Source organism: Nocardia sp. NPDC055321 (assembly GCF_053645575.1).
In genome coordinates this window covers 75708-98182 of sequence record NZ_JBSHMS010000008.1, presented here as the reverse complement: position 1 = coordinate 98182, position 22475 = coordinate 75708, and the positions used below count along the sequence as shown (strand labels likewise).

Genomic DNA, 22475 nt, shown 5'->3' with positions numbered 1-22475 from the left:
TCAGTCCTTTCCGAAGGTCGCCGTGTTCACGGTGATCATGCCGTCGGCCCGCGGGGTCCAGTTCAGCGCGGGATCGACCGCGTAGCTGGTGTCCGGGGTGTACAGGCCGATCAGCAGGGCCTGTGCGTCGTTCAGCGCGAAAACCTCGCTGTAGGCGTCGATTCGGGCCTGCCCGCCCACGGTGCGGGTCTTGGCGACCAGGGCCTTGGTGGCGGGCAGCATGGCGTAGTCGTTCTGCTGGCCGCCGAACATGGAGGACACGGGCGCGTCGCCGTCCATGGTGGAGGGCGCGTAGGTGTTCAGGTACAGCCCGGTCGCGGATTTGGTGCCGTAGATGATCTGGGAGAAGCTGCCCTGGTCGGTGCCGTGCAGGGTGACGTTGAGCCCCGCCTTGGCAAGATCGCCCTGAATCGCCTGTGCGATCTCGGAACTGAGCGGGATGCGCCCGTTGTTCGCGTACTGGAAAGGGATCGGCTCGCCCTTGTATCCGGATTCGGCGACCAGGCGCGCGGCCGCCGCCGGGTCGTACACGGCCGCCGGGTATTTGGGGTTGTAACCGCCGACGTTCTCGGCGACGAGCTGATTGTCGACCTTGGCCTTGCCCGCAAGCACGTTCTTCACGATGGCCTCCCGGTCGATCGCCAGCGCGATGGCCGCGCGCACCTTCTGGTTCGCCAGCGGCCCACCGCTCGAGTTCATACCCAGGAAGGTGACGCCGTTCGACACACCCGACTGCACCGACACATTCGACGCGTCCGAGACCGCCGCCACCTGGTTCGGCGCGATGAGCGCGACGTCCAGGCTGCCCGACTGGACGCCGTTGAGCCGGGCGTCGGCGTCGGCCACGGTCTTGAAGGTCACCTTGTCCACGGTCGCCGGGGTACCCCAGTAGTTCGGATTGCGGGTGACCACGTATTCGACCCCGCGCGTGTAGTGATCGAACACGAACGGTCCGGAGCCGACCGGCGCGGCGGCGAAGCCCGCGGAACCCAGTGCGGTGTAGACGCTTTCGGGCACGATGGACACGCCCGTGACGATCGTGGGCCACGCGGAGTAGGCCGCGTTGAGGGTGAAGATCACCGTGTTGCCCGGCCCGGTGACGGCGTTGTCGAACATCTCCATGTACGAGGCCGGATCGCCGGTCGGCGTCGCCTTGATCGTGTTGTAGGTGAAGGCGACATCGGAGGCCTTGACCGGTTCGCCGTTCTGGAACGTCGCGTCCTCGCGAATGGTGAAGGTCCACCGCGTGAAATCGGCGTTGGCCTCCCAGCGCGTGGCCAGCAGCGGGGTGATCACGCCCTGCTCGTCGAAGCGGGCGAGCTGGTCGAAGGTGGCGAAGTAGTAGTTGTATCCGGCGAGCGAGCCGTCGACGATCGGGTCGGGCACCTTCTCGGGCTCGGCGACCGCGCCGACGACGATGGCGTTGGCCGGGCCGCTATCGATTCCGGCCGGTGAGCAGCCGCTGACGGCGAGCGCCGCCGCGGTGAGCGCGCCGACGCCGGCGAGGGCGGTGAATCTGGTGAATCTCACGGTGTTCCTTCGGATGTAGTTGCCGGGGTCAGAGGGGAAAGAGGCAGGCCGCCGTGTGCTCGGCGGCTCCGATCGGGGTGAGCGCGGGTGTGCTTCGCGCGCAGGCGGGCCGGGCGCGGGGGCAGCGGGTCCGGAACGTGCAGCCGCTCGGCGGATTCGCCGCGTCGGGCATCTCGCCGCGGACGAGGGCGGCGGTCCGCGCGCGGCGGGCGTGCGGATCCGGGACGGGGACCGAGTCGATGAGCGCCCGCGTGTACGGGTGCCGGGGTGCGGTGAAGATCTCCTCGGTCGCGCCGATCTCCACGAGCTTGCCCAGGTGCATGACCGCGACCCGGTCCGCCAGGTGCCGCACGACCGACAGATCGTGCGCGATGAACAGATACGACAGCCCGAGCCGATCCTGCAGGTCCCGCAGCAGATTGATGACCTGCGCCTGCACCGAGGCGTCGAGCGCGGAGACGGGCTCGTCGAGTACCAGGACCTCCGGCTCGAGCGCGAGCGCGCGGGCGATCCCGAGCCGCTGGCGTTGCCCGCCGGAGAATTCGGCCGGTTTTCGCGCCAGCGCGTCGGTGGTGAGACCGACCTGGTCGAGCAGTTCCGCGACCCGGGCCGGGGTGTGCCGACCGGCGATGCGCAGGGGTTCGGCGACGATGTCGTGCGCGGTCATGCGCGGATCGAGCGCGGAGTACGGGTCCTGGAACACCAGTTGCACGCGGTTGCGCAGGGCACGGCGTTCTCGCCCCCGGACCTCCCGGGGGTCGTGGCCCAGAACGCGGATTCGACCGGCATCGGGGGTGTTGATGCCGAAGAGCGTGCGCACCAGCGTGGATTTGCCGCCGCCGGATTCGCCGACGAGACCGAAGGTTTCGCCGCGCCGCACCTCGAAGCTGATGTCGTCGAGTGCGCGCAGGGTGCGGCGGGCGCGCAGGCCGCGGCGGCTGGTGAAGGTCACCGTCAGGTTCCGCACCTGGATGACCTCGTCGTACACGGTGGTGGATTTCATGCCGGGATGTCCTGTCCGGTCGACCGGGCCGCGAGGGCGGGCGGGCAGGCCAGCGCCCGGCCGGGCCCGAACGGAATCAGCGGGGGCGGAGTCGATTCGCAGGCGTGTCCCTTGCCCGCGAAGTCGCAGCGGGGCGCGAACCCGCAGCCGGCCGGCCGGTCCGCGGCCGGCGGCGGGGATCCGGGGATCGCGTAGGCCCGCGCCTTGGCGCCCGCCGGGTCCCGGCCGAGCAGACTGCGCTGGAGCCCGCGCGTATAGGGATGTGCGGCGTCGTCGAAGATCTGCCACACCGTGCCGGTCTCCACGACCTGCCCGGCGTACATGATCGCGACCCGATCCGCCTGCTGGGCAACCAGACCCAGGTCGTGGGTGATCAGGACCAGGGCCGCTCCGCTGCGTTCGCGAGCGTCGGCGAGCACCTCCATCAGCTGGGCCTGGATGGTGACGTCGAGCGCGGTGGTCGGTTCGTCGGCGATCAGCAGCGCGGGATCGTTGGCCATGGCCATGGCGATCACGGCCCGCTGGCGCATCCCGCCGGACCATTCGTGCGGATACGACCGGGACCGCTCTTCCGGCTGCGGAATGCCGACCGCGGCAAGCAATTCCACGACCTTGTCCCGGCGCGTGCGGCGGTCGAGCCGCTGATGGACCGCGAGCGCCCGCTCGATCTGCACGCCGACCCGGCGGACCGGGTTGAGCGAGGTCATGGGGTCCTGGAAGACCATCGCCAGTTCCGGTCCGCGCAGGCGGCGCAGCGTCTCGTCATCGGCGCCGACCAGCTCGCGCCCGCGATAGCGCACGCTGCCGGACAGCACCGTCAGCGGCGGCGCGAGCAATCCGAGCACCGCGAGCATGGTGAGGGATTTGCCTGAGCCGGATTCGCCCACCAGGCACAGGACTTCGCCCTCGTCCACGTGCAGACTGACCGAATCGACCAGCGCCACCGGGTGCCCGTCGGGGGTGCGGTAGCCCACGGTGAGATCGGTGATCTCGAGCAGCCGGGCCGGCGCCCCGGGGGTCGTCGAGGTGTTCATGCCGCCACCGACCGCATCCGCCGGGCCGACCGCCGCTCACGGGGTGCGCGCGTGTGCCGGCGCAGCCCCTGCCGTTCGGCGGTGAATCGGCGGCTGATCAGCAGTGTTCCGGCGATGACCAGCAGCAGCGCCACCGCGGGGACGATCGTCAGGTACGGGGCCTGACGCACGTACTTCTGCCCGTCGGTGATCATCAATCCCCAACTGGGAGTGGGTGGTTGCACGCCGAGCCCGAGATAGTCGAAGGACGAGATCATGATCATGACGTTGCCCAGGTCGGCCGTGGCCAGAATGCCCGCCGGGACCAGCGCGTGCGGCAGGATGTGCTTGCGCAGCACCCACGCCGGGCGGGCCCCGAGCAGTCGCGGCGCGATGACGAAGTCGCGGGCCGACAGGCTCAGCGCCACCGATCGGCTCACCCGGGCGTAGCCCACCCAGAAGGTCACCGCCAGAATCGTGGCCATCAGCGTGACGCTGGGGCCGCGCACGGCCGAGAGCGCCATGATGATCAGGCTGATCGGCACCGCGAGCTGCACGTCGGCCAATCCCATGAGCAGGTTGTCCAGCGGCCCGCGGAAGTAGCCGGACAGCGTGCCGACGAGCACGCCGATCGCGGCGTTGACCAGGACGATGGCCAGCACGAGCCCGAGGGTGATGCGGCCCGCCAGCGCCAGCCGCGCGGCCAGGTCCCGGCCGAGCGAATCGGTTCCCAGCGGATAGCGCGAGTCGGTGAACGGACGGGTGAACGCGTCCGAAAGCTGTTGTGCGTACGGGTCGTAGCCCGGGGTCAGTGGGTACAACAGCGCGAACAACACGACCGACAGCACCATCGCGAGGCCGATGCCCGTGGCGATGTCGCGTTTCGGCCGGATGCGCACGGTGTTCGAGGTTTCAGCGGTCATCGGACTCTCGCTCTCGGATCGACGAAGCCGTACAGCAGGTCGACGCACAGGTTGACGACGACGAAAATCGTCGCGATCACGATCAGTCCGGACTGGACCACCGGGAAGTCGCGACTGAAGACCGCACCGAGCATCAACTGCCCCAGACCCGGCCAGGCGAACACGGTTTCGACGATCACCAGACCGCCGAGCAGCGTGCCGAAGTTGATGCCGGACACCGTGAGCACGGGCAGCAGCGCGTTGGGCAGCATCTCGCGCAGCAGGACCGTCGAGCGGCGCTCACCCCGCGCGAACGCGGTGCGCACGTAGTCCTGCGAACTCTCCGTGGTCAGCGAATTGTCCAGCAGCCGTGCGTACACGACGAACTGCGCGGTCGCGATGGTCACCGCCGGCATCACGATCGACAGCGGATTCGGGCCCGCCAGCGACGGCAGCCAGCCCAGCGACACCGAGAACACCAGCACCAGCAGCAGCCCGAACAGGAAATCCGGGACCGCGAGCCGGGCCGCGCCCAGTCCCAGCAGCACGCCGCGCAGGGACCAGTACCCACTCAGGTGCACCGCGAGCACCGCGAACAGGGCCAGGGCGACACCGAGCACGAATCCCGCGACGCCCAGCTGCAGGGAGGCGGGCAACCGCTGCAGCACCAGGTCCATCGACGAGGTGCCCTCCTGGCGGTAGGAATCGCCGAAGCCGCCGGTCACGACCGCGCCCAGGTAGTCCAGGTACTGGGTCAGCGGCGGCTTGTCGAAGCCGAGTTTCGCGTCCAGCGCAGCGATGTCGGCCTGGCTCGCGGTATCGGGCAGGAGCGACGCGGCCGGACTCCCGGTGAGCCGCCCGAGCACGAAGGCCAGGGTGACGACGACGTAGATGGTGATCACCGCCTGAACCAGGCGGCGCGTTAGGTAGACGGCCAAGCTCGACTCTCCTCAGATATCTGCCAATCGGTATACAGAATTGGTTCGAGCCGTATCCGGGCCGTGATCCGGGTGTTTCCGGACGGTGAACGATCACGAGGGCTTTGGGCACTCGAAAACCCGTGCTCAAAACGACTTTGGAGAGAAATCGCGCCCGCGTGCGCGCGTTAGCGAGCCGATGGGCATCCGTCAATACCGCGGAAAGGCGCGGAAGAATATATCTTCCGGGATACCGAATGCCTGGAACGGTAGGCTGAACCGGTGCCCCGTGATCTGAACCCTGTACCGCCGGTCGCGGACGACACCACCCAGACCCGGCGGATCTACGACGATCTGCGCCGCGGCATCATCACCGGCGCGTACGGCGAGGGGCAGAAGTTGCCCGAGGCGCGCCTGGCCGAAACCCTCGGTGTCTCACGGCTTCCGGTGCGTGAGGCGCTGGCGCTGCTGGAATTCGACGGGATGGTCGGCACCCGGCCGCGGCGCAGCGCCGTGGTGCACTCGTGGGACAGCACCGGGGTCGAGGAGCTCTTCGACGTCCGCATCGGCCTGGAACCGCTGGCGGCCCGGCTCGCCGCCGCCCGTATCCGGCACGGCCACGATCGGGCCCCGCTGCTGGCGGCGCTGCGCGAGTCCGAGTCGGCGGGCGTGGCCGGAGACCGGCTGCGCGTCGCGGAAACCAATGTCGACCTGCATCGCGCGATCGTGGAACTGGCGGGCAATACCCTGCTCACCCGGCTGATGCGCACCATTCTCGCGCGCATGACGTGGCTGTTCTACATCACCGCCCAGCGCACGGACGACGGCAGCCAGTTCGACGAGCACCGGCATCTCATCGACGCGATCTGTTCCGGCGAGGAGCGCATGGCCGAGTACGCGATGCTCAGCCATACCGAGGCGGGACGGGCGCCGTCGCTGGCGATCGTCACCGCGCTGCGGCATCCCGGGGCGGAATCGCCCGGGGCGTAAGGCTTTCGGCGACCGCGTCAGTCGCGGTAGAGCACGAAGAAGTACGGGTCGCGCATCCCGCGCATGTCCATCACGCCGAGCAGGGTGTCGGCGTCGATCTTGCGGAAGACGTCGATGATCGGGAGGTGGTCGTAGATCATTGCGGCGCCGGACTTTCCGCGGAACTCGAGATCGCGCAGGCGGGCGCGCGGGGTCCGGGTGGACAGCAGCGGGCGCAGGACGTTCAGCGATTTGCGCACGGGGCGCAGCGCGGCCAGCGGGACCTTGCCGGCCAGGAACAGCGGCGCCTTGCGCGGGTCGACCGGGAAGATCCTGCCGTCCGGGCCCGCGAACAGCAGCGGCTGCACACTGTCGGCGTCATCGAACTGCTTTCCGTACCAGCCGGATTCGACCAGCACGCCCGCCCACGGATGCCCGGTGTCGAGTTCGTCGCCGCGCCAGCGCCCGGTGGTCACCTCCGCCACCCGGGCCACGGGCAGGCTGTCGAACAACTGCCACGCCTGCTCGGGCGTGCACCCACCGCGCAACTCCCGCAACCGCGCGGCGCCCCTCGACGCCACTTCACCGGCGACCATAACCAGCCTCCCAGCCGAGTCGATGACACATTTTCGCACACAATATCTCAGTGCCGGGGAACGGCATACCCCCTAGGCTGGCGCGATGCTCACCGGACTCTCCGCCCACGTCCAGGGTTCCAATCGCCTCACCGCCCGCTGGTGCGCGGCCGCGGGCACGGACGATTTCACGGTCGCCGGCTGCGGAGTCTGGCCGCTGCTGGCCATTCTCGCCGCGACCGCCGCGGAACCGGCGCGATCCGAATTGGCCGGGGCCATCGGCATTCCCGCGACGGACGCGCACGCGGCGGGCCTCGACCTGCTGCGCACGCTGGCCGACTCGAAGACCGTCACGACCGCGCTCGGGGTGTGGATCCACCGCGACCTGCCACTGCACGAGGACTGGCTGGCCGCCCTGCCCGCCGGGACGGCGGACCTGATCACCGATCAGGCGGCGCTGGACGCGTGGGCGCGGCGGCACACGGCCGGGCTGATCGAGAAGTTCCCCCTCGACCTCACCCCCGGCACCCTCATGCTGCTGGCCACGGCGCTCCTCGCGGAAACCGAATGGCGGCAACGATTCTCCGAGAAGGGCATGCTCGTCACGGACGGACCGTGGCGCGGGCACGAAGGGCCCGCCCTGGTGCGCGGGGCATCCGGAGCCGAATACATCAGCGTGCTGGCCGGGCTCGACGCGGTGACGCGCGTCGTCGTCGAGGGCACGTCCGACCTCGATGTGCATCTGCTGCTGAGCGAGGGCTCGCCCGCCGACACCCTCGCCACCGGAATCGCAGCGTTGGACGGTTCGGTCGCCGTGCACACCGAGTTGCCCGAGGACAACCCCGGTCCCGGACTGTTCGTATCCCGCGTGCGTAATTGGTCGGAGAGAGAGGTGTCCGAGGTCTGGGTGCCGCCGTTCGAGACGCACTCCTCGCACGACCTGCTCGACCATGCCGAGATCTTCGGCCTGGACTCCGCGATGGACAGCACCCGAGGGCATTTTCCCGGCATATCGCCCATGCCGCTCTGCGTATCCAGGGCCGCCCAGGACATCCGGGCGCGGTTCAGCGCCACCGGATTCCAGGCCGCGGCCGTGACCGTGTTCGGGGTGGCGCCCGGATGCGCGGAGCCACAACGACCCCCGTATCTGGTCCGCAAGACGACCGCCGTCTTCGATCGCCCCTTCGGCTATCTGGCCGTTCACCGGCCCACCGGACTCGTGGTGGTGGCGGGCTGGATCGCGCAGGCGCCGACGACGCGGGAGTACCTGCTCGGCCGACTTCGCCGAGGGTTGCGCAGGCTGTACTCGACCCGGGACGGGTTCGATCAGCCCTGACCGCTCCAGTGGAGACTCCGCGAAACCGCACCGCGCCGTAGGCCCGCGGTCGCACGGCCGCGGGACCGGATGGCGGAGCCCCCGACTGCAGGCGCGGGCCGCCCGGCCAACCTGTCGGGGCACGCGGCGCGATCGTCGGTTCGCGCAAGCTCACCCGACTGCCCGCGCGAAGGTTTCATGCGGGGACAGGCCGATGCGCCCGATTCTGCACAGGGAGAGCACCTGCTTCCCGCGCGAGAGTCCGAGCCGCGCGGCGAACCAGCGTTTTAGTCTCCTGAACAATTAGTTCCCTAAATCGGTAGCGCTCCATGTTTTAGTCATCTAGCCTAAAACATATGACGACGGTTCGGGACACAGCGGAGGAGATCCGGGCGGCACGACGGCCCGAGGATCTCTTCGGCAGTGCCGCAACCGATTCCGCCGCCCGTGTGGCCGCCAAGCGCCGCTATCACCGCATGGCGGCCGCCGTGCATCCCGACCGGGTGGACCGGGCCGACGCCGAGCTCGCGGCCACCGCTTTCGCCCGGCTGGCCCGGCTGTACCGGGAGTGGCTGGCGACCGGTCCGGCGACGATCGAACTCACCGGGAAGTACGCGACGCATCCGGTCGGCGAGCTGTACGCGCGCGGATCGGTGGCCGACGTGTATCACTGCGGTTCGGACCGGGTCGTGAAGATCCCCCGCCGCGCGGTCGCCAACCGCCTGCTCGCGGGTGAGCGAAACGCGCTGCGGGACATAGCGTCCACCGCCGCGCGGCACGAATGGCTGCGGCCGTACTTTCCCGAACTGGTCGACACCGTCGACCATCACGACGCCGCGACCGGTGAGCACCGGGCCGTCAACGTGCTCACCGCGCACACCGACGGCTTCGTGACCCTCGAACAGGTCCGCGCCGCCTTCCCCGACGGCCTCGACCCTCGCGACTACGCGTGGATGCACCGGCGGCTGCTGCGCTGCCTCGCCGGTGCGGCGCTCGCGGGCTGGGTGCACACCGCGCTCACCCCCGCCAATGTGCTCATCCACCCCCGCCAGCACGGCGTGGTGCTGGCCGGCTGGTCCTTCGCGACCCGGCCGGGCGCACCGGCCGCCGCCACCCTCGGCGCGCTCGACTATCCACCGGAGATCCGCGACGCGGTCTCCCCCGCCACCGACGTGTACCTCGCGCACGGGCTCATGCTCACCATGCTCGGTGACCGCGCGCCCGCACCGATGCGCACCTTCGCCGCCGGGTGCCGCCAGTCCGATCCGCGACTGCGCCCCGACGCCGCCGACCTGCTCGGCGAATTCGACGACCTGCTCGACCGGCTGTACGGACAGCGCCGCTTCCGGCCCTTCGAGCTACCGAAAGGACAGTGATCACCATGGGTTACGGCAAATGGGACGACAGCGCGTACGACGCCGCCCGCACCTTCCGCGCCGCGCGGGGCCTGGACGACTTCGGCTACACCGCCGACATGGCCTCGGTGCCGTGGGACAAATGGAAGGCGCACCCGGACCTGGATCCGCACGGGGTGACCGTGCGCGAATGCCGGGACTCGGACGATCACGGGAACTCGCTGCCCATCGCGGTGCTGTTCGACGTCACCGGCTCCATGGGCCTGGTGCCGCGCGTCATGCAGGAGAAGCTCGGCAAGCTGCACGGGCTGTTGCAGCGCAAGGGATATGCCGATGATCCCCAGATCCTGTTCGGGGCCATCGGCGACGCCGACACCGATCGGGTTCCGTTGCAGGTCGGGCAGTTCGAATCCGACAACCGCATGGACGAGCAGCTGCGGCTGATCCTGCTCGAGGGCGGTGGCGGCGGGCAGAAGTCCGAAAGCTACGAGCTGGCCGCGTATTTCATCGCCCGGCACACCGCCACCGACGCCTGGGACAAGCGCGGGCAGAAGGGCTACCTGTTCATCGTCGGCGACGAGCTCAACAAACCGCGACTGGCGGGCAAGCACATTCGGACCGTCATCGGCGACAGCGTGAACCAGGACATCGCCGTCGAGTCCGTCTACCGCGAACTCACCGACCGCTGGCACGTGCACTACATCCTGCCCAATCAGTCCAGCTACTACAACGATCCCGAGATCGGCGAACACTGGCAGGGACTGCTGGGCGAGCGCTTCCTGCGGCTGGACGATCCGGCGGCGGTGTGCGAACTCATCGCGCTGACCATCGGCATCGGTGAGGATCGCGTCGATCTCGGTGCGGGACTGGCCGATCTGCGCGACATCGGCTCCGGGACCGCGGCGGACGCGGTCGGCAAGGCCCTGGCCCCGGTCGGCGCGGCACACCGCCCGCGCAGCACGGGCGCGCTGCCCGCCGCCGAGTCCGACGTGGACGACGATGTCGATTTCGGGAAATAGTTCCCGGTCGGGGAGGGAGACGGGCATGTTCGGGGACCGGCATCTGATCGTCGTCGATCTCGGCTTCGGCGACGCGGGCAAGGGCGCGACGGTCGACTGGCTGTGCTCGCCCGCCGCGGGCCTGGACGTGTCGGCCGTGGTGCGCTTCAACGGCGGGGCGCAGGCCGCCCACAACGTGATCGCGCACGGGCGGCATCACACCTTCCAGCAGTTCGGGTCCGGCACCTTCTCCGGGGTGCCGACCCTGCTGTCCCGGCACATGATGGTCGAGCCCATCGCACTGGCGGCCGAGGCGCGGGCACTGGCCGAACTCGGTGTGCCCGAACCGCTGTCGCTGCTGTACGTGGACGAGCGCGCGTTGCTCACCACCCCGATTCACGGGGCCGCCAACCGGTGCCGCGAGGACGCGCGGGGCGACGCGCGGCACGGTTCGTGCGGCGTCGGCATCGGGGAGACCGCGAGCTACGCGCTGACCGCCGACGCGCCCCGGGTGGGCGACTGCCTGCGGCCGGAGGTGTTGCGGCGCAAGCTGACAGCGCTCACGGAACACTATCGGCCGTTGCTCGACGCCGGTTCGCACCGCCACGCTCCCATCGACGACCTGGTCGAGGTCTACACCGAATTCGCCCGGGCCGTACGCATTCTGCCCGGGGACCAGCTGGCCGGATTCGCCGCGCACGGGCGGCTGGTCTTCGAAGGCGCGCAGGGTGTCCTGCTGGACGAATGGCGGGGGCTGCATCCGTACACCACGTGGTCGACGGTCGAACCGCGCAACGCCCGCGCCATGCTCGCCGGTATCGGAGCGCCCGGCTACGTTCTGGGCGTCACCCGCGCCTACCTCACCCGGCACGGCGCGGGACCCTTCCCCACCGAGGACACCTCGCTGTCGATTCCGGAGCGGCACAACGGAACCGGGCGATACCAGGGCGAGTTTCGCGTCGGGCACCTCGACCCGCTGCTGCTGCGCTACGCGGTGGACGCGTGCGGGGGCGTCGACGGCCTGGCCGTCAATCACCTCGACGTGGTCGGCGAGATCCGCACCGCCACCGGCTATCTCACACGCACCGGCTTCCTCGACCGGCTCGACTGCGGCCCGTGGCGCGATCTCGGCTATCAGGAGCGGCTCACCGGCCTGCTCGGCGCGGCCGTGCCCGCTCTCGCGGACCTGCCCGCCGATGTGCCCGCCTACCTCGAGACCGCCCTCGGAGTGCCCGTGGTTCTCACCGCGCACGGCCCGAAACGAACCGATCGCACGATACGTGTGCCCGCTGAGGCATGATTGTCCACTTGTGGAGCAACAGTCCGCGGTATCCATCGATGTCATCGCCCTGCGCTACGGGCCCGACGACCCCACCCTGACCCTCGGGGTCGCGCCCCGGGCGTGGGAGCCGTTCGCCGGTGAGCTGGCGCTGCCCGGCGTGCTGCTCGATCGCGGGGAGCGACTCGACGCCGCCGCGCGCCGGGCGGTGCACACCAAACTCGGGGTGCCCGCGGACGCCATCCTGGCCGTCGGTCAGGTCGCGACCTTCGACGAACCGAATCGCGATCCGCGCGGGCCGACCCTGTCCATCGCCATGTGGGCGGTCATCGGCGAGCACGACGGCGACACCGCATCCTGGTGGTCGTTCGACGACGTGCCGCCCCTGGCCTTCGACCACAACCGCATCCTGGGCACCGCCCGGATCATCTTCGCCGAAATGCTCTGGAAGAACCTGACGTTCACGCGCCCCTTGATCGGCGAACAGTTCCCCGCCACCCGCGCGGTCGAACTGACCGCGGCCCTGGCCGGCGAACGCCCCGACCCCGGGAACCTGAACCGCACCCTCGCCGCCCGCCCCGGCCTGGCCCGAACCGGCGAACGCGTGCGCGTGAAAGCGACCGGCCGCCCGGCCGCGATGTGGGCCTTCGACGCGGCCGAGTCGATCAACCGATAACGTCAACGGTGTCGACAGCTCTGATCGAAGGGGACCCGTGCACCACAACGCATTTCGCACCGCCGCCATCACCGTCTTCGCCTCCACGGGGGTGCTGGCCGCGTGCGTGCTGCCGGGCGTCGCGCACGCCGGCGCGCCCGAACCGATCGGCGGCGGAATCGATCTGGGCTCGGTCGGCGCGCCCGATCGACTGGACCCCGACAGCGCCGCACGCGGAATCACCAAGGTGCTGAACGACAGCTACGGCATCGACGATGTCGCCAATGTTCGCTGCCCCGAACGGATGCCGGTCACACCGGGCTCGGAGTACGCGTGCACACTCAAGGTCGCGGGCGCACCGAAGACCGTCATCATTCTCATCAAGGATTCGGACGGCACCTACGAGGTCGGGCGGCCCTCGTAATCCCCGGCACGCACCCTCAGAATCCCAGCAGCAGCCGTAGCGGCCCGGCCATGATTCCGGCGGTCAGGTTGTTCAGGGCCTCGGGGTCGGTGATCGTGGTCGGCACGGTCCGGACGTCACAGCCGGTCGGGTCGGTGGGATCGGCCGCCCGCGCCTCCAGCCAGGCCAGGGCCGCCGGAGCGCCGATGAACCACTCGAGGGTGTGGGCGGAGACCGGCATCGGCATCGTCTCGCGGCGGTAGGTCACCGGCGTGCCCGCCGCGCAGTAGCGCTCGACGAGGCCGTCGACACCCGCGATCAGGGCGCCCTCGTCCTCGACCGAGTTGTAGACGTACTGCGGGATCGAGGGTGCGACCGTGCCCAGTTTCATCGCCTCGAGGGCCGCGCTGATCACCGGGTCGTTCAGCAGGTCGGTCGGCGGGACGGTGAGATAGCGGGTCACGTCGAACCCGTAGTTGTCGACCATGTTCTGCGGGGTGCAATTGCCCGCCGCCGCCGCGATCCGCTGCTGCCCCTCGGGGGTGAGGTACCTGTTCACCGCGTCCGCGGCGGCGGGTGATTCGTGCACCAGGCCGCTGAACACCACCGGCACCAGCCCGCCGAGCATGGCCTTGCCGTTGATGGCCTCGAGCGTGGCGCGCGGATCGCCCACCGGGCCACCGAGTGCCGCACCGGCGATATCGAGTTCGGGCGCGTAGGTCGGCTGCTCCTGCGACGCCCAGGCACTGGCGATCGCGCCGCCGGAGTAGCCCCACAGCAGCGCGCGCGTATCACGGCCGGGCAGCCCGAAGGGCTCGAAGTCCTCGGCGGCCCGAATACCGTCCAGCACAGCGAATCCGGGATCACGCGGGGTCATGAAGTTGTTATCGATCCCCCCGAAGTCGGGCACCGACACCGCCATGCCGCGCACCAGCGCCGCGACGACCAGCGGGGTGTCGTTGGCCATGGTGCCGAGCTTGATCGGCCCTGGGCTCGACGGATCGATCCAGGGCACCTGCCCCTGGAGCAGAATCTGCGACGGCGCGCAGTGCGGCGCGACCGCGTCCGTCATGTTCTGAAAGGAGAGCAGGGTCGAAGGCTGTTCCGCGCCGGTACGTTTCAGCACGGTCGTCACCGCGGCGTACGGACTGCCGTCCGCCTTGGTGGTGCGGTACAGCAGCTGCCACGCCTGCACCGGCAGCGGTATGGCCTGGAAGTAACTCGCCTGGATGGGACGGCTGCGCAGGATCTCGCCCGGCCGGGCCGCCTCGTATTCCGCGGGCGGGGTGTAGAACGGGTCCGTGGTGTTCGGGACGGCGATCGCGGGCGCGGCCATCACCCCCGCGCCCAGGGCCAGCGCTACCAGCGGCAGCAGCACCCCCCGCGCCAAACCCTTTGTCCTGCAGAAATATTCATGTACAGCAGACATCGACATCTCCCCCTTCGCGGCGAAACTGTAACAGGTTTCACCAATTCGCCAGGGGATTCTCGGTCGAACGGCCGAATTCGGCGGTGCGCTCAGAGTGGTTGGCGCAGGACCGATTCCACCAGCTGGCGGATCGCCGTCCGCAGCCGGTCGACCTCGTCGGCTCGGACCATGGCCCGGGCCACCTCCGACCCGACGGAGCTGAACAGCAGGCGACCGGCGGCCTGGGCATCGAGGTCGGGGCGCGCCTCGCCCAGCAGAACGGTGATGTGGTTGTCCCAGGTCGTATGGAACTCGGCCGTGCGGGGATGGGGCGGCATCGCGGACCCGGTGTAGGCGGCCATCAATTCGACGTTGTCGGCCATCATGAGGGTCATCGCGTCGAAGAAGGCGAGCAGGCGATCGGGGGCGGGCGCGCCGGGGCCCAGCGGCGGCGGACCGGACGCGATCGCGGCCATGAGGGTTTCGGCGGGCTCGGCCACCAGGGCGTAGAGCAGGCCGGCGCGGCTGCCGAACCGGTGGAAGATCGTGCCCTTGCCGACCCCGGCGGCCACGGCGACCCGGTCCATGGTGAGCGCCTCCCCGCCGTGCTCGGCGAGCAGGGCGCGAGTGGCGTCGAGGATCGCGCGCCGGTTGCGCGCGGCGTCGGCGCGCTCTTTCGGCTGGTCAGCGGACATCTCTCCACCTCTGTCGGATCGGTCGGACGCGGTCCGCCACACCGCGGGCGCGGGAAACCGTCAGCCGGATTATGCCGGGACACACCGGGACCGGCCGCCATCGGGCAACCCGTGAGCGTGCCCGCGGGCGGCACAGCCGCGCACGAACGACCGTTGACAACTTGACCGCCGGTCCATATTGTCGCTGACACATATTGACCGTCAGTCCAGTTAAGGATGTCACATGCAGGCAATCGTCATGACCGCGACCGGTGGACCCGAGGTGCTGGAGGCCCGGGAGGTCCCCGCGCCCACCCCCGGACCGGGCGATATCGCGGTGCGCACCGCGGCGATCCCCGTGCTGTTCCCCGAGACCATGCTCCGTTCGGGCGCGTTCCCCCTGCCGATGCCGCTGCCGCTGATCTTCGGCACCCAGGCCGCGGGCGTGGTCACCGACCTGGGCGCGGGCGCCGACCCGGCGCTGCTCGGGCAGCGGGTCATGGTGAGCAGCAACAGCTTCGGCACCTACGCCGAACAGGTGTGCGTGCCCGCCGCGGCCGCGGTGACTATCCCGGACAACCTCTCCTTCGACGACGCCGCCGCGGTCACCATGAGCGGTTCGGTGGCCCTGCCCCTGCTCGCCGCCGCCCGCCTGAACGGCACCGAAACCGTCCTGATCCAGGCCGCCGCGACCGGCGTCGGCGGCTACCTCGCCCAGCTCGCCAAGGAATTCGGCGCGGCGCGCGTCATCGCCACCGCCGGCGGCCCCGCCAAGGCCGACCTGGCCCGCCGCAACGGCGCCGACGAGGTGATCGACCACAACGACCCGAACTGGCCCCGGCACCTGCGCGCCCTACTGGGCGCCACGACCCTCGACGTCGTCTTCGACTCGATCGGCGGCGAATCCGCCACCGCCCTACTCGATCTCATGACCCCCCTGCACGGCCGCATGCTCTCCTACGGCTTCCTCAGCGGCGCCCCCGCCCAGGTAACCGCCATGGACCTGATCATGCGCGGCCTCACCCTGACCGGCTGCTCCGGCCCGGCCTGGCTGGCCGGAGTGGACGCCGCCCGCTCCGCCGCCCTCGAACGCGCAGCGACCGGCACCCTCACCCCGCTCCTGGATCGCGTGCTCCCCCTGAACCAGGCCGCCGCGGCCCATCAACTCATCGCCGACCGGTCCGCCGAAGGCACGATCGTGCTGCGCCCGCGCAACTGACGCACCGTTGTCACCGGCGAATCGGTCCGGCCGGACGGAATGCCCGAATATCCTCGGCGCCGCGCATAGAGTGCGTACCAGCGACAGCAGTGTCGAATCACGAGTCCGGAAGCGAGGCCCCGATGGGCAGCTCGAAGATCGTTCTCATTACCGGCACCTCCTCGGGTATCGGGCTGGCCGCCGCGGTCGCGGCCGCCGACGCCGGATGGCACACGGTGGCGACCATGCGTGACACCGGGCGGGACGGCGACTTACGGGACGCGGCCGAGCGGGCCGGGGTCGCCGAGCGGTTACAGGTCGAGGAACTGGATGTGACCGAACCGGATTCGATCGCGAGTTGCCTGAAGAAGGTCGTCGCCGAGCACGGGCGGCTGGACGCGGTGATCAACAACGCGGGGGCGGGCTTCGTCGGCACCGTCGAGCAGATGAGCATGGACTTCATCCGTAAATCCATGGAGGTCAACTACTTCGGCGCCGTCGAGGTCACCCGCGCCGCCATGCCGCTGCTGCGCGAATCCGGCGGGCGGATCATCACCGTGACCAGCGTCGGGGGCGTGATCGGGCAGCCGTTCAACGAGGCGTACTGCGCGGCCAAGTTCGCGGTCGAGGGGTTCATGGAATCGCTCGCCCCGGTGGCGGCCACCGTGGGCGTCAAGGTCTCGGTGGTCGAACCCGGCGCGGTGGCAAGCGAATTCATCGCGGGACAGCAGCTGGACATCCCCGCCATGGTCGCCGCCGCCGGGCCGTACGCGCCCGCGTTGCAGCACTATGTCGAACGCACGGTCGGAGCCTTCCGCAACGCCCAGACGTCGGATGAGGCGGCGGCGACCGTCATCGCGACGCTGACCGCCGAGGAACCCGCGTTCCGGGTGCAAACCTCTTCCTGGGCACGGGGATTCACCGGTGTGAAGCTCGCGGACCTGGACGGTTCGGCGGTACAGATGCTCACCGGCGGCTGGGTCGAGGAACACCAGCACCACCACTGAATCAGCCGGTGATTTCCCACTCGTAGACGGTGAGTTCGGACGCGCCGGTGGTGTGAATCGGATCGGTGAGAACCAGATCCCGTGCGGCGTCGAGAGATTCGGCGAGAATGACGTACGCGCCACCGGAACCGTCGGTGAACTTGCCCGTCTCGACCAATTGGCCGCGGGAGCGAACGGCGTCGAGCCATTCGCGATGTGGCTGCGCCACAGCCGAATCGAAGCGCGGGGTGCGCATGGCCAGAACCAGATACTTGCGCACCCTGCGCTTCTCCTTCGCTACTGCTGCTCGTCGCCCGCGCGCGGCGCGCGCGTGGCGGCGGCCGCGGCCCGCACCTGCGGGGCCACCGTCACCACCTGGCCGAGCACCCCGTTGATGAACGAGGGGGAATCGTCGGTGGACAGCTCCTTGGCCAGCTCCACCGCCTCGTCCACGGCCACCACGGGCGGGACGTCGTTGGCGTGGAACAACTCCCACACCGCCACCCGCAGAATGGCGCGGTCCACGGCGGGGAGCCGGGGCAGCGTCCAATCCTGCAGATAGGACTCGATGGTGCCGTCCACCCGGTCCAGGTCGTCGGCGACGCCTTCGACCAGCACGCGGGTGTACGGATTCACCGGGGCCACCGAATCGTCACGCACCGAGAGCGATACGCGTTCGGCGAGCAGCTCGGCGGGATCGATATCCCGAGCTTCGGCCTCGAAGAGCAGATCCACGGCACGGCGGCGGGCCTTGTGCCGTGCGCCGAGCTTCTTGAAGCCCGGCTTCTTGTCCTGGGGCTGATTGGCCACGGTCACCATTCTCCGCGCGTCAGGAGTTGACGCGGGAGATGTAGGACGCGTCGCGCGTATCGACCTTGAGCTTGTCGCCCACGTTGATGAACAGCGGGACCTGGATCTCGGCGCCGGTCTCGATGGTGGCGGGCTTGGTGCCCGCGCTCGAGCGGTCGCCCTGCAGGCCCGGCTCGGTGTGGGTGACCACGGCCTCGATGGAGACCGGGAGCTCGACGAACAGCGCCTCGCCCTCGTGCATCGCGATCTGCACACCCATGTTCTCCAGCAGGAACCCGGCGCTCTTGCCCAGGAGCTGCTCGCCCAGATGAATCTGGTCGTAGGTGTCGCCATCCATGAAGATGTAGTCCGAGCCGTCGTGGTACAGGAAGGTCATGTCGCGACGATCGACGGTCGCGGTCTCCACCTTGACGCCGGCGTTGAAGGTCTTGTCGACAACCTTGCCGGACACGACGTTCTTCAGCTTGGTGCGCACGAAGGCGGGACCCTTACCGGGCTTCACATGCTGGAACTCGACGATCTGCTGCAGCTGATTGTCGATCTTCAGCACGAGGCCGTTCTTGAAGTCGCTGGTATCCGCCACTGTCCTCGGATCTCCTGTTCTCGTTTTCCATTCACGGCTCGCCGTGCTGGCAAACCGACGTCATTCGACGACGGTAAGGTCTTTGCTGGTGCGGGTGAGCAGCTCCGGGCCCCCTTGGCGAACCACGAGCGTATCCTCGATCCGGACTCCGCCACGGCCGGGGAAATACACACCTGGCTCGACGGTCACCGCCACGCCATCGAGAAGTGTACCCGTGCCCGTTTTGGCGAGTCCGGGCGCTTCATGGATCTGCAGTCCTACCCCGTGTCCGAGGCCGTGCACGAAGAGCGCGCCGTGGCCCGCCGCCTCGATCACCGATCGCGCGGCCCGATCCACCGCCCGGGTCGACGCGCCCGGGGCCAGCGCCTCACAACCCGCCCGCTGTGCGGCGTGCACCAGGTCGTATATCTCGCGCTGCCACTCCGAGGGCTGTCCCAGCACGACCGTGCGGGTCATGTCGGAGTGGTAGCCCGCGACCGTCGCGCCGAAATCGAGCTTGACGAAGTCGCCGGCGGCCAGCACGGCCTCGGTCGGACGGTGATGCGGCACGGCCGAATTCGCGCCCGCCGCCACGATGGTCTCGAAGGAGATGGCGTCCGCGCCGTGCTCGAACATGAGCCATTCCAGTTCCCGCGCGACCTGGCGTTCGGTGCGGCCCGGGCGGATCCCGCCACGTTCGAGCAACACCGCCAGCGCCGCGTCGGCCGCGTCGCAGGCCCGCCGCAGCAACTCCACCTCGACCGCGTCCTTGACCATGCGCAGCTGTTCGACCAGCCCCGCGATCGGCACCAGGTCCAGGCCGCAGCCCTGATTCACGAAGCCGCGATGCTGATCGACGGTGACGATGTGGCTCTCGAACCCGACCCTGCCGGTCTGCCACTCCCCCGCGATCTCGATGACCCGGCGGGCGCTGGCGCGATTGATCTCCGCGCGCAGATCCGGGGCCTGCTCGCCGACCTGGGTGATGTACCGGCCGTCGGTGCACAGCACCGTGCGATCCTCGCCGCTGTCCCAGGCGTAGACCAGCAGGGCGGCGTTGGAACCCGTGAAGCCGGTGAGGTACCGGATGTTGATCAGGTCGGTCACCAGCAACGCGTCGACGCGGTTCTCGACCAGCAGGTTCCGCAGGTTGGCCCGGCGCACCGCGTAGTCGGGGCGACCGGCCGGATCGTGGTCAGCACACATGCGTCAAAGTTACCGCCGACACGCGGCATCCCGGACATGCAACACGTCAATCGGGGTGTAGGCGAAACCTGCGGTGTTCACATGCCAAGAGGTTGTCCACATTTCGCGTACCGGGCGACCGAACGGGCCGGGATCGGCGCACGCTCGGCACATGCGAATTCCGCTGCTGCTGATCCTCACCGGCTGGTGCGCGCTGCTGAGCTGGATCGACGTCCGCGAGCGCCGGCTGCCGAACGCGCTCACCCTGCCCGGGTTCCTCGCGGTGCTCGGCTGCGGCGCGCTGCTGGGCCGGGGCGTCACGGCGGCGGCCGGGGCACTGCTGCTGGCGTGTCCCTATCTACTGGTTCATCTCTGCGCACCCGGGGCGCTCGGGGCCGGAGATGTGAAACTCGCCGCTGGTCTGGGAGCGGCGACCGCGCTCGGCGGCGCGGGTGTGTGGGTCTGGGCCGCGCTCGGGGCACCCGCGCTCACCGCCCTCGCCGGTGTCGCGCAACTGCGCGCACGGGCCGCGCGACCACGGGATTCTCCGGAATCCGCGCCGCCCGCCCGCCCGCTCCCGCACGGCCCCGCCATGTGCGCGGCGAGTTTGCTGGCGCTGTTCGCCGCAGCGTGAACGGGTCGCCGCCCGGCACCGGCCGCGGGCTCGCGCCGGACCTGCGTGTCCGGGTAACGGGATTCCCATGGAAAGATGTATTCCGTGTTGCGCTGGATAACTGCCGGGGAATCCCATGGTCCTGCTCTTGTCACGATCCTCGAGGGGATGGTGGCCGGAGTCGAGGTGAGCTCTGCCGATGTTGCCGCACAGTTGGCGCGGCGCCGACTCGGCTACGGCCGTGGCGCCCGGATGAAGTTCGAGGCCGACGCGGTCACCCTCGTCGGTGGCGTGCGCCACGGGCGCACCATGGGCGGCCCGGTCGCCGTCGAGGTCGCGAACTCCGAGTGGCCCAAGTGGACCCAGGTCATGTCCGCCGACCCGGTCGACGCCGACGAGCTCGCCGAACTCGCGCGCAACGCCCCGCTCACCCGCCCGCGCCCCGGGCACGCCGATTACTCGGGCATGCTCAAGTACGGCTTCGACGACGCCCGCAACGTCCTCGAGCGCGCGAGCGCCCGCGAGACCGCCGCCCGCGTCGCGGCGGGCACCGTCGCCAAGAACTTCCTGCGCCAGGCGCTCGGGGTCGAGGTCATCTCGCACGTGATCTCGATCGGCGCGGCCGCCGACACCACCGGTTTCGTGCCCTCGGCCGCGGATCTGGCCGCCATCGACGAGAGCCCGGTGCGCGCGTTCGACAAGGCCGCCGAAGCCGCCATGATCGCCGAGATCGAGGCCGCCAAGAAGGACGGCGACACCCTCGGCGGTGTCGTCGAGGTCGTGATCGAGGGGCTGCCCGTCGGCTTGGGCTCGTTCACCAGCGGTGAGGCGCGCCTGGACTCGCGACTCGCGGCCGCCCTCATGGGCATTCAGGCCATCAAGGGCGTCGAGGTCGGCGACGGTTTCGAGACCGCGCGCCGGCGCGGCAGCCAGGCGCACGACGAGATGAAGCCCGGCCCCGACGGGGTGCTGCGCTCGACCAACCGCGCGGGCGGTCTCGAGGGCGGTATGACCAACGGTGAGGCCCTGCGGGTGCGCGCGGCCATGAAGCCCATCTCCACCGTGCCGCGTGCGCTGGCCACGGTCGACATGTCCACCGGCGACGAGGCCGTCGCCATCCACCAGCGCTCGGACGTGTGCGCGGTGCCCGCCGCCGGCGTGGTCGCCGAGGCCATGGTCGCGCTCGTGGTCGCGCAGGCCGTGCTGGAGAAGTTCGGTGGCGACTCCCTGGCCGAGACCGTCGACAACATCACCAGCTATGTGAAGCGAATCAACGCGCGCCCGCACGTGCCCTCGGGCAACGCGCCACAGTGACAGAGGCAGCCGACCAACGACCACCGAGCGTGGTCCTGGTCGGTCCGCCCGGCGCGGGCAAGTCGACGATCGGCCGTAAGCTCGCCCGCGAACTCGGCGTGGACCTCTATGACACCGACGCCGGGATCGAGGAGGAGACCGGGCGCACCATCCCGGAGATCTTCGCGCAGGACGGCGAACCCGAATTCCGCCGCATCGAGGAAGAAGTGGTGCGCGCGGCCGTGCTGGCCGAGCACGGCATCGTCTCGCTCGGCGGCGGCTCGGTGCTCTCTGCCGCCACCCGCGAACTGTTGCGCGGGCGCACCGTCGTCTACCTGGAAATCAGTGTGGGCGAAGGACTTCGGCGCACCGGGGCCAGCACCAACCGCCCGCTGCTCAACGGCGACGACCCGGCGGCCAAATACCGCGAGCTCATGAAGATCCGCCGCCCGCTGTACCGCGAGGTGGCCTCGGTGCGCGTGCGCACCGACGGTCGCAGCCCGGGCCGCGTGGTGCGCATGATCCTGGGCAAACTCGGCCTGGAGTCCACCCTCCCGCCCGAGGAACTCGTCATCGAGATGCCCACGCCCGCCGCGGAACCCGGCTCGACCGGCCGCTCCCGCTCCCGGCGGCGGCGACGCCGCGGCCGGGGTCGCGGTGAGTCGCAACAGGCCGCCACCGCGCCGAATACGTCCGGCGGCGAGCCGGTTTCGGCTCCGGAGCAGTCCGGTTCCGACGCGGGCGGCGGCCCGGACGCCGCCGACGCCGCGACGAGCACGGCCAAACCCCGCCGCCGGCGCGGACGCGGGCGGGGCCGCAAGAACGCGCAGCC

Annotated in this window: 23 protein-coding genes and 1 pseudogene; 12 read left to right on the top strand and 12 right to left on the bottom strand. The window is 69.9% G+C overall.

Annotated elements, in window-relative coordinates; genetic code table 11:
• From ACWIGI_RS14945 to ACWIGI_RS14925, 5 genes are read right to left on the bottom strand one after another with little or no spacing between them, the layout of a single operon-like run.
• Complete coding sequence (locus ACWIGI_RS14945; RefSeq protein WP_454202938.1) at nucleotides 1-1530, bottom strand: ABC transporter substrate-binding protein; 1530 nt, start codon at nucleotides 1528-1530, stop codon at nucleotides 1-3.
• A gap of 28 nt (nucleotides 1531-1558) precedes the next feature.
• Nucleotides 1559-2533 (bottom strand): ABC transporter ATP-binding protein, encoded by a 975-nt coding sequence (locus ACWIGI_RS14940; RefSeq protein WP_454202937.1) that lies wholly within the window; start codon nucleotides 2531-2533, stop codon nucleotides 1559-1561.
• A complete protein-coding gene (locus ACWIGI_RS14935; protein WP_454202936.1) occupies nucleotides 2530-3567 on the bottom strand; it encodes an ABC transporter ATP-binding protein in 1038 nt (345 codons plus the stop codon). The genes ACWIGI_RS14940 and ACWIGI_RS14935 overlap by 4 nt, the downstream gene beginning before the upstream one ends.
• On the bottom strand, nucleotides 3564-4469 hold the full coding sequence (locus ACWIGI_RS14930) for an ABC transporter permease (RefSeq protein ID WP_454202935.1): 906 nt from the start codon (nucleotides 4467-4469) through the stop codon (nucleotides 3564-3566). Before ACWIGI_RS14930 ends, ACWIGI_RS14935 begins: the two co-directional genes overlap by 4 nt.
• Nucleotides 4466-5386, bottom strand: coding sequence for an ABC transporter permease (locus ACWIGI_RS14925; RefSeq protein ID WP_454202934.1), 921 nt, complete (start codon nucleotides 5384-5386; stop codon nucleotides 4466-4468). Before ACWIGI_RS14925 ends, ACWIGI_RS14930 begins: the two co-directional genes overlap by 4 nt.
• Before the next feature lie 261 nt (nucleotides 5387-5647).
• Here ACWIGI_RS14925 and ACWIGI_RS14920 point away from each other — a divergent pair, with 261 nt between their 5' ends.
• The gene (locus ACWIGI_RS14920) at nucleotides 5648-6355 is read left to right on the top strand and encodes a GntR family transcriptional regulator (protein WP_454202933.1); all 708 of its coding nucleotides are present in this window, start codon (nucleotides 5648-5650) and stop codon (nucleotides 6353-6355) included.
• A 17-nt stretch (nucleotides 6356-6372) separates the two neighbouring features.
• Here ACWIGI_RS14920 and ACWIGI_RS14915 read toward each other — a convergent pair whose 3' ends face one another.
• The gene (locus ACWIGI_RS14915) at nucleotides 6373-6930 is read right to left on the bottom strand and encodes a DUF4334 domain-containing protein (protein WP_454202932.1); all 558 of its coding nucleotides are present in this window, start codon (nucleotides 6928-6930) and stop codon (nucleotides 6373-6375) included.
• An 85-nt stretch (nucleotides 6931-7015) separates the two neighbouring features.
• On the opposite strand from ACWIGI_RS14915, the gene ACWIGI_RS14910 reads away from it, so the two are divergent.
• The 6 genes from ACWIGI_RS14910 (at nucleotide 7016) to ACWIGI_RS14885 (ending at nucleotide 12935) form a co-directional block, all read left to right on the top strand.
• Nucleotides 7016-8245 (top strand): serpin family protein, encoded by a 1230-nt coding sequence (locus ACWIGI_RS14910; protein WP_454202931.1) that lies wholly within the window; start codon nucleotides 7016-7018, stop codon nucleotides 8243-8245.
• Between the two features lie 335 nt (nucleotides 8246-8580).
• The gene (locus ACWIGI_RS14905; RefSeq protein WP_454202930.1) at nucleotides 8581-9600 is read left to right on the top strand and encodes a hypothetical protein; all 1020 of its coding nucleotides are present in this window, start codon (nucleotides 8581-8583) and stop codon (nucleotides 9598-9600) included.
• Nucleotides 9601-9605: 5 nt separating this feature from the next.
• Nucleotides 9606-10598, top strand: coding sequence for a hypothetical protein (locus tag ACWIGI_RS14900; protein WP_454203138.1), 993 nt, complete (start codon nucleotides 9606-9608; stop codon nucleotides 10596-10598).
• A gap of 25 nt (nucleotides 10599-10623) precedes the next feature.
• Nucleotides 10624-11877, top strand: coding sequence for an adenylosuccinate synthetase (locus ACWIGI_RS14895; protein WP_454202929.1), 1254 nt, complete (start codon nucleotides 10624-10626; stop codon nucleotides 11875-11877).
• 10 nt (nucleotides 11878-11887) lie between these two features.
• Nucleotides 11888-12532 (top strand): NUDIX domain-containing protein, encoded by a 645-nt coding sequence (locus tag ACWIGI_RS14890; protein WP_454202928.1) that lies wholly within the window; start codon nucleotides 11888-11890, stop codon nucleotides 12530-12532.
• A 37-nt stretch (nucleotides 12533-12569) separates the two neighbouring features.
• The gene (locus ACWIGI_RS14885) at nucleotides 12570-12935 is read left to right on the top strand and encodes a DUF4333 domain-containing protein (RefSeq protein ID WP_454202927.1); all 366 of its coding nucleotides are present in this window, start codon (nucleotides 12570-12572) and stop codon (nucleotides 12933-12935) included.
• A 16-nt stretch (nucleotides 12936-12951) separates the two neighbouring features.
• On the opposite strand, the gene ACWIGI_RS14880 is transcribed toward ACWIGI_RS14885, so the two are convergent.
• Both ACWIGI_RS14880 and ACWIGI_RS14875 read right to left on the bottom strand, forming a co-directional pair.
• Nucleotides 12952-14304, bottom strand: a complete 1353-nt coding sequence (locus ACWIGI_RS14880; protein WP_454202926.1) for a lipase family protein — start codon at nucleotides 14302-14304, stop codon at nucleotides 12952-12954.
• 128 nt (nucleotides 14305-14432) lie between these two features.
• Nucleotides 14433-15017, bottom strand: coding sequence for a TetR/AcrR family transcriptional regulator (locus ACWIGI_RS14875; protein WP_454202925.1), 585 nt, complete (start codon nucleotides 15015-15017; stop codon nucleotides 14433-14435).
• Between the two features lie 223 nt (nucleotides 15018-15240).
• Between ACWIGI_RS14875 and ACWIGI_RS14870 the strand changes: the two genes are divergently transcribed.
• Both ACWIGI_RS14870 and ACWIGI_RS14865 read left to right on the top strand, forming a co-directional pair.
• The gene (locus tag ACWIGI_RS14870; protein ID WP_454202924.1) at nucleotides 15241-16215 is read left to right on the top strand and encodes a quinone oxidoreductase family protein; all 975 of its coding nucleotides are present in this window, start codon (nucleotides 15241-15243) and stop codon (nucleotides 16213-16215) included.
• A 122-nt stretch (nucleotides 16216-16337) separates the two neighbouring features.
• A complete protein-coding gene (locus ACWIGI_RS14865; RefSeq protein ID WP_454202923.1) occupies nucleotides 16338-17201 on the top strand; it encodes an SDR family oxidoreductase in 864 nt (287 codons plus the stop codon).
• Between the two features lies 1 nt (nucleotide 17202).
• Here ACWIGI_RS14865 and ACWIGI_RS14860 read toward each other — a convergent pair whose 3' ends face one another.
• From ACWIGI_RS14860 to ACWIGI_RS14845, 4 genes are read right to left on the bottom strand one after another with little or no spacing between them, the layout of a single operon-like run.
• On the bottom strand, nucleotides 17203-17460 hold the full coding sequence (locus ACWIGI_RS14860) for a YciI family protein (RefSeq protein ID WP_454202922.1): 258 nt from the start codon (nucleotides 17458-17460) through the stop codon (nucleotides 17203-17205).
• Nucleotides 17461-17477: 17 nt separating this feature from the next.
• Nucleotides 17478-17990 carry a transcription antitermination factor NusB gene (gene nusB, locus ACWIGI_RS14855; RefSeq protein ID WP_354991738.1) on the bottom strand — a complete coding sequence of 171 codons (513 nt, stop codon included), beginning with the start codon at nucleotides 17988-17990 and terminating at the stop codon, nucleotides 17478-17480.
• Nucleotides 17991-18009: 19 nt separating this feature from the next.
• The gene (efp, locus tag ACWIGI_RS14850) at nucleotides 18010-18573 is read right to left on the bottom strand and encodes an elongation factor P (RefSeq protein ID WP_354991739.1); all 564 of its coding nucleotides are present in this window, start codon (nucleotides 18571-18573) and stop codon (nucleotides 18010-18012) included.
• 60 nt (nucleotides 18574-18633) lie between these two features.
• Complete coding sequence (locus ACWIGI_RS14845) at nucleotides 18634-19758, bottom strand: M24 family metallopeptidase (protein WP_454202921.1); 1125 nt, start codon at nucleotides 19756-19758, stop codon at nucleotides 18634-18636.
• A gap of 151 nt (nucleotides 19759-19909) precedes the next feature.
• Here ACWIGI_RS14845 and ACWIGI_RS14840 point away from each other — a divergent pair, with 151 nt between their 5' ends.
• The 3 genes and pseudogenes from ACWIGI_RS14840 to ACWIGI_RS14830 form a co-directional block, all read left to right on the top strand.
• Entirely contained in the window at nucleotides 19910-20371 is a 462-nt protein-coding gene (locus ACWIGI_RS14840; RefSeq protein WP_454202920.1) for a prepilin peptidase, read from the top strand.
• An 84-nt stretch (nucleotides 20372-20455) separates the two neighbouring features.
• Nucleotides 20456-21664 carry a chorismate synthase gene (gene aroC / locus ACWIGI_RS14835; RefSeq protein ID WP_454203137.1) on the top strand — a complete coding sequence of 403 codons (1209 nt, stop codon included), beginning with the start codon at nucleotides 20456-20458 and terminating at the stop codon, nucleotides 21662-21664.
• Nucleotides 21661-22179: pseudogene (locus ACWIGI_RS14830) on the top strand (shikimate kinase); the annotation flags it as partial. The gene aroC and the pseudogene ACWIGI_RS14830, both read left to right, overlap by 4 nt.
• Between the last annotated feature and the right edge of the window lie 296 nt (nucleotides 22180-22475).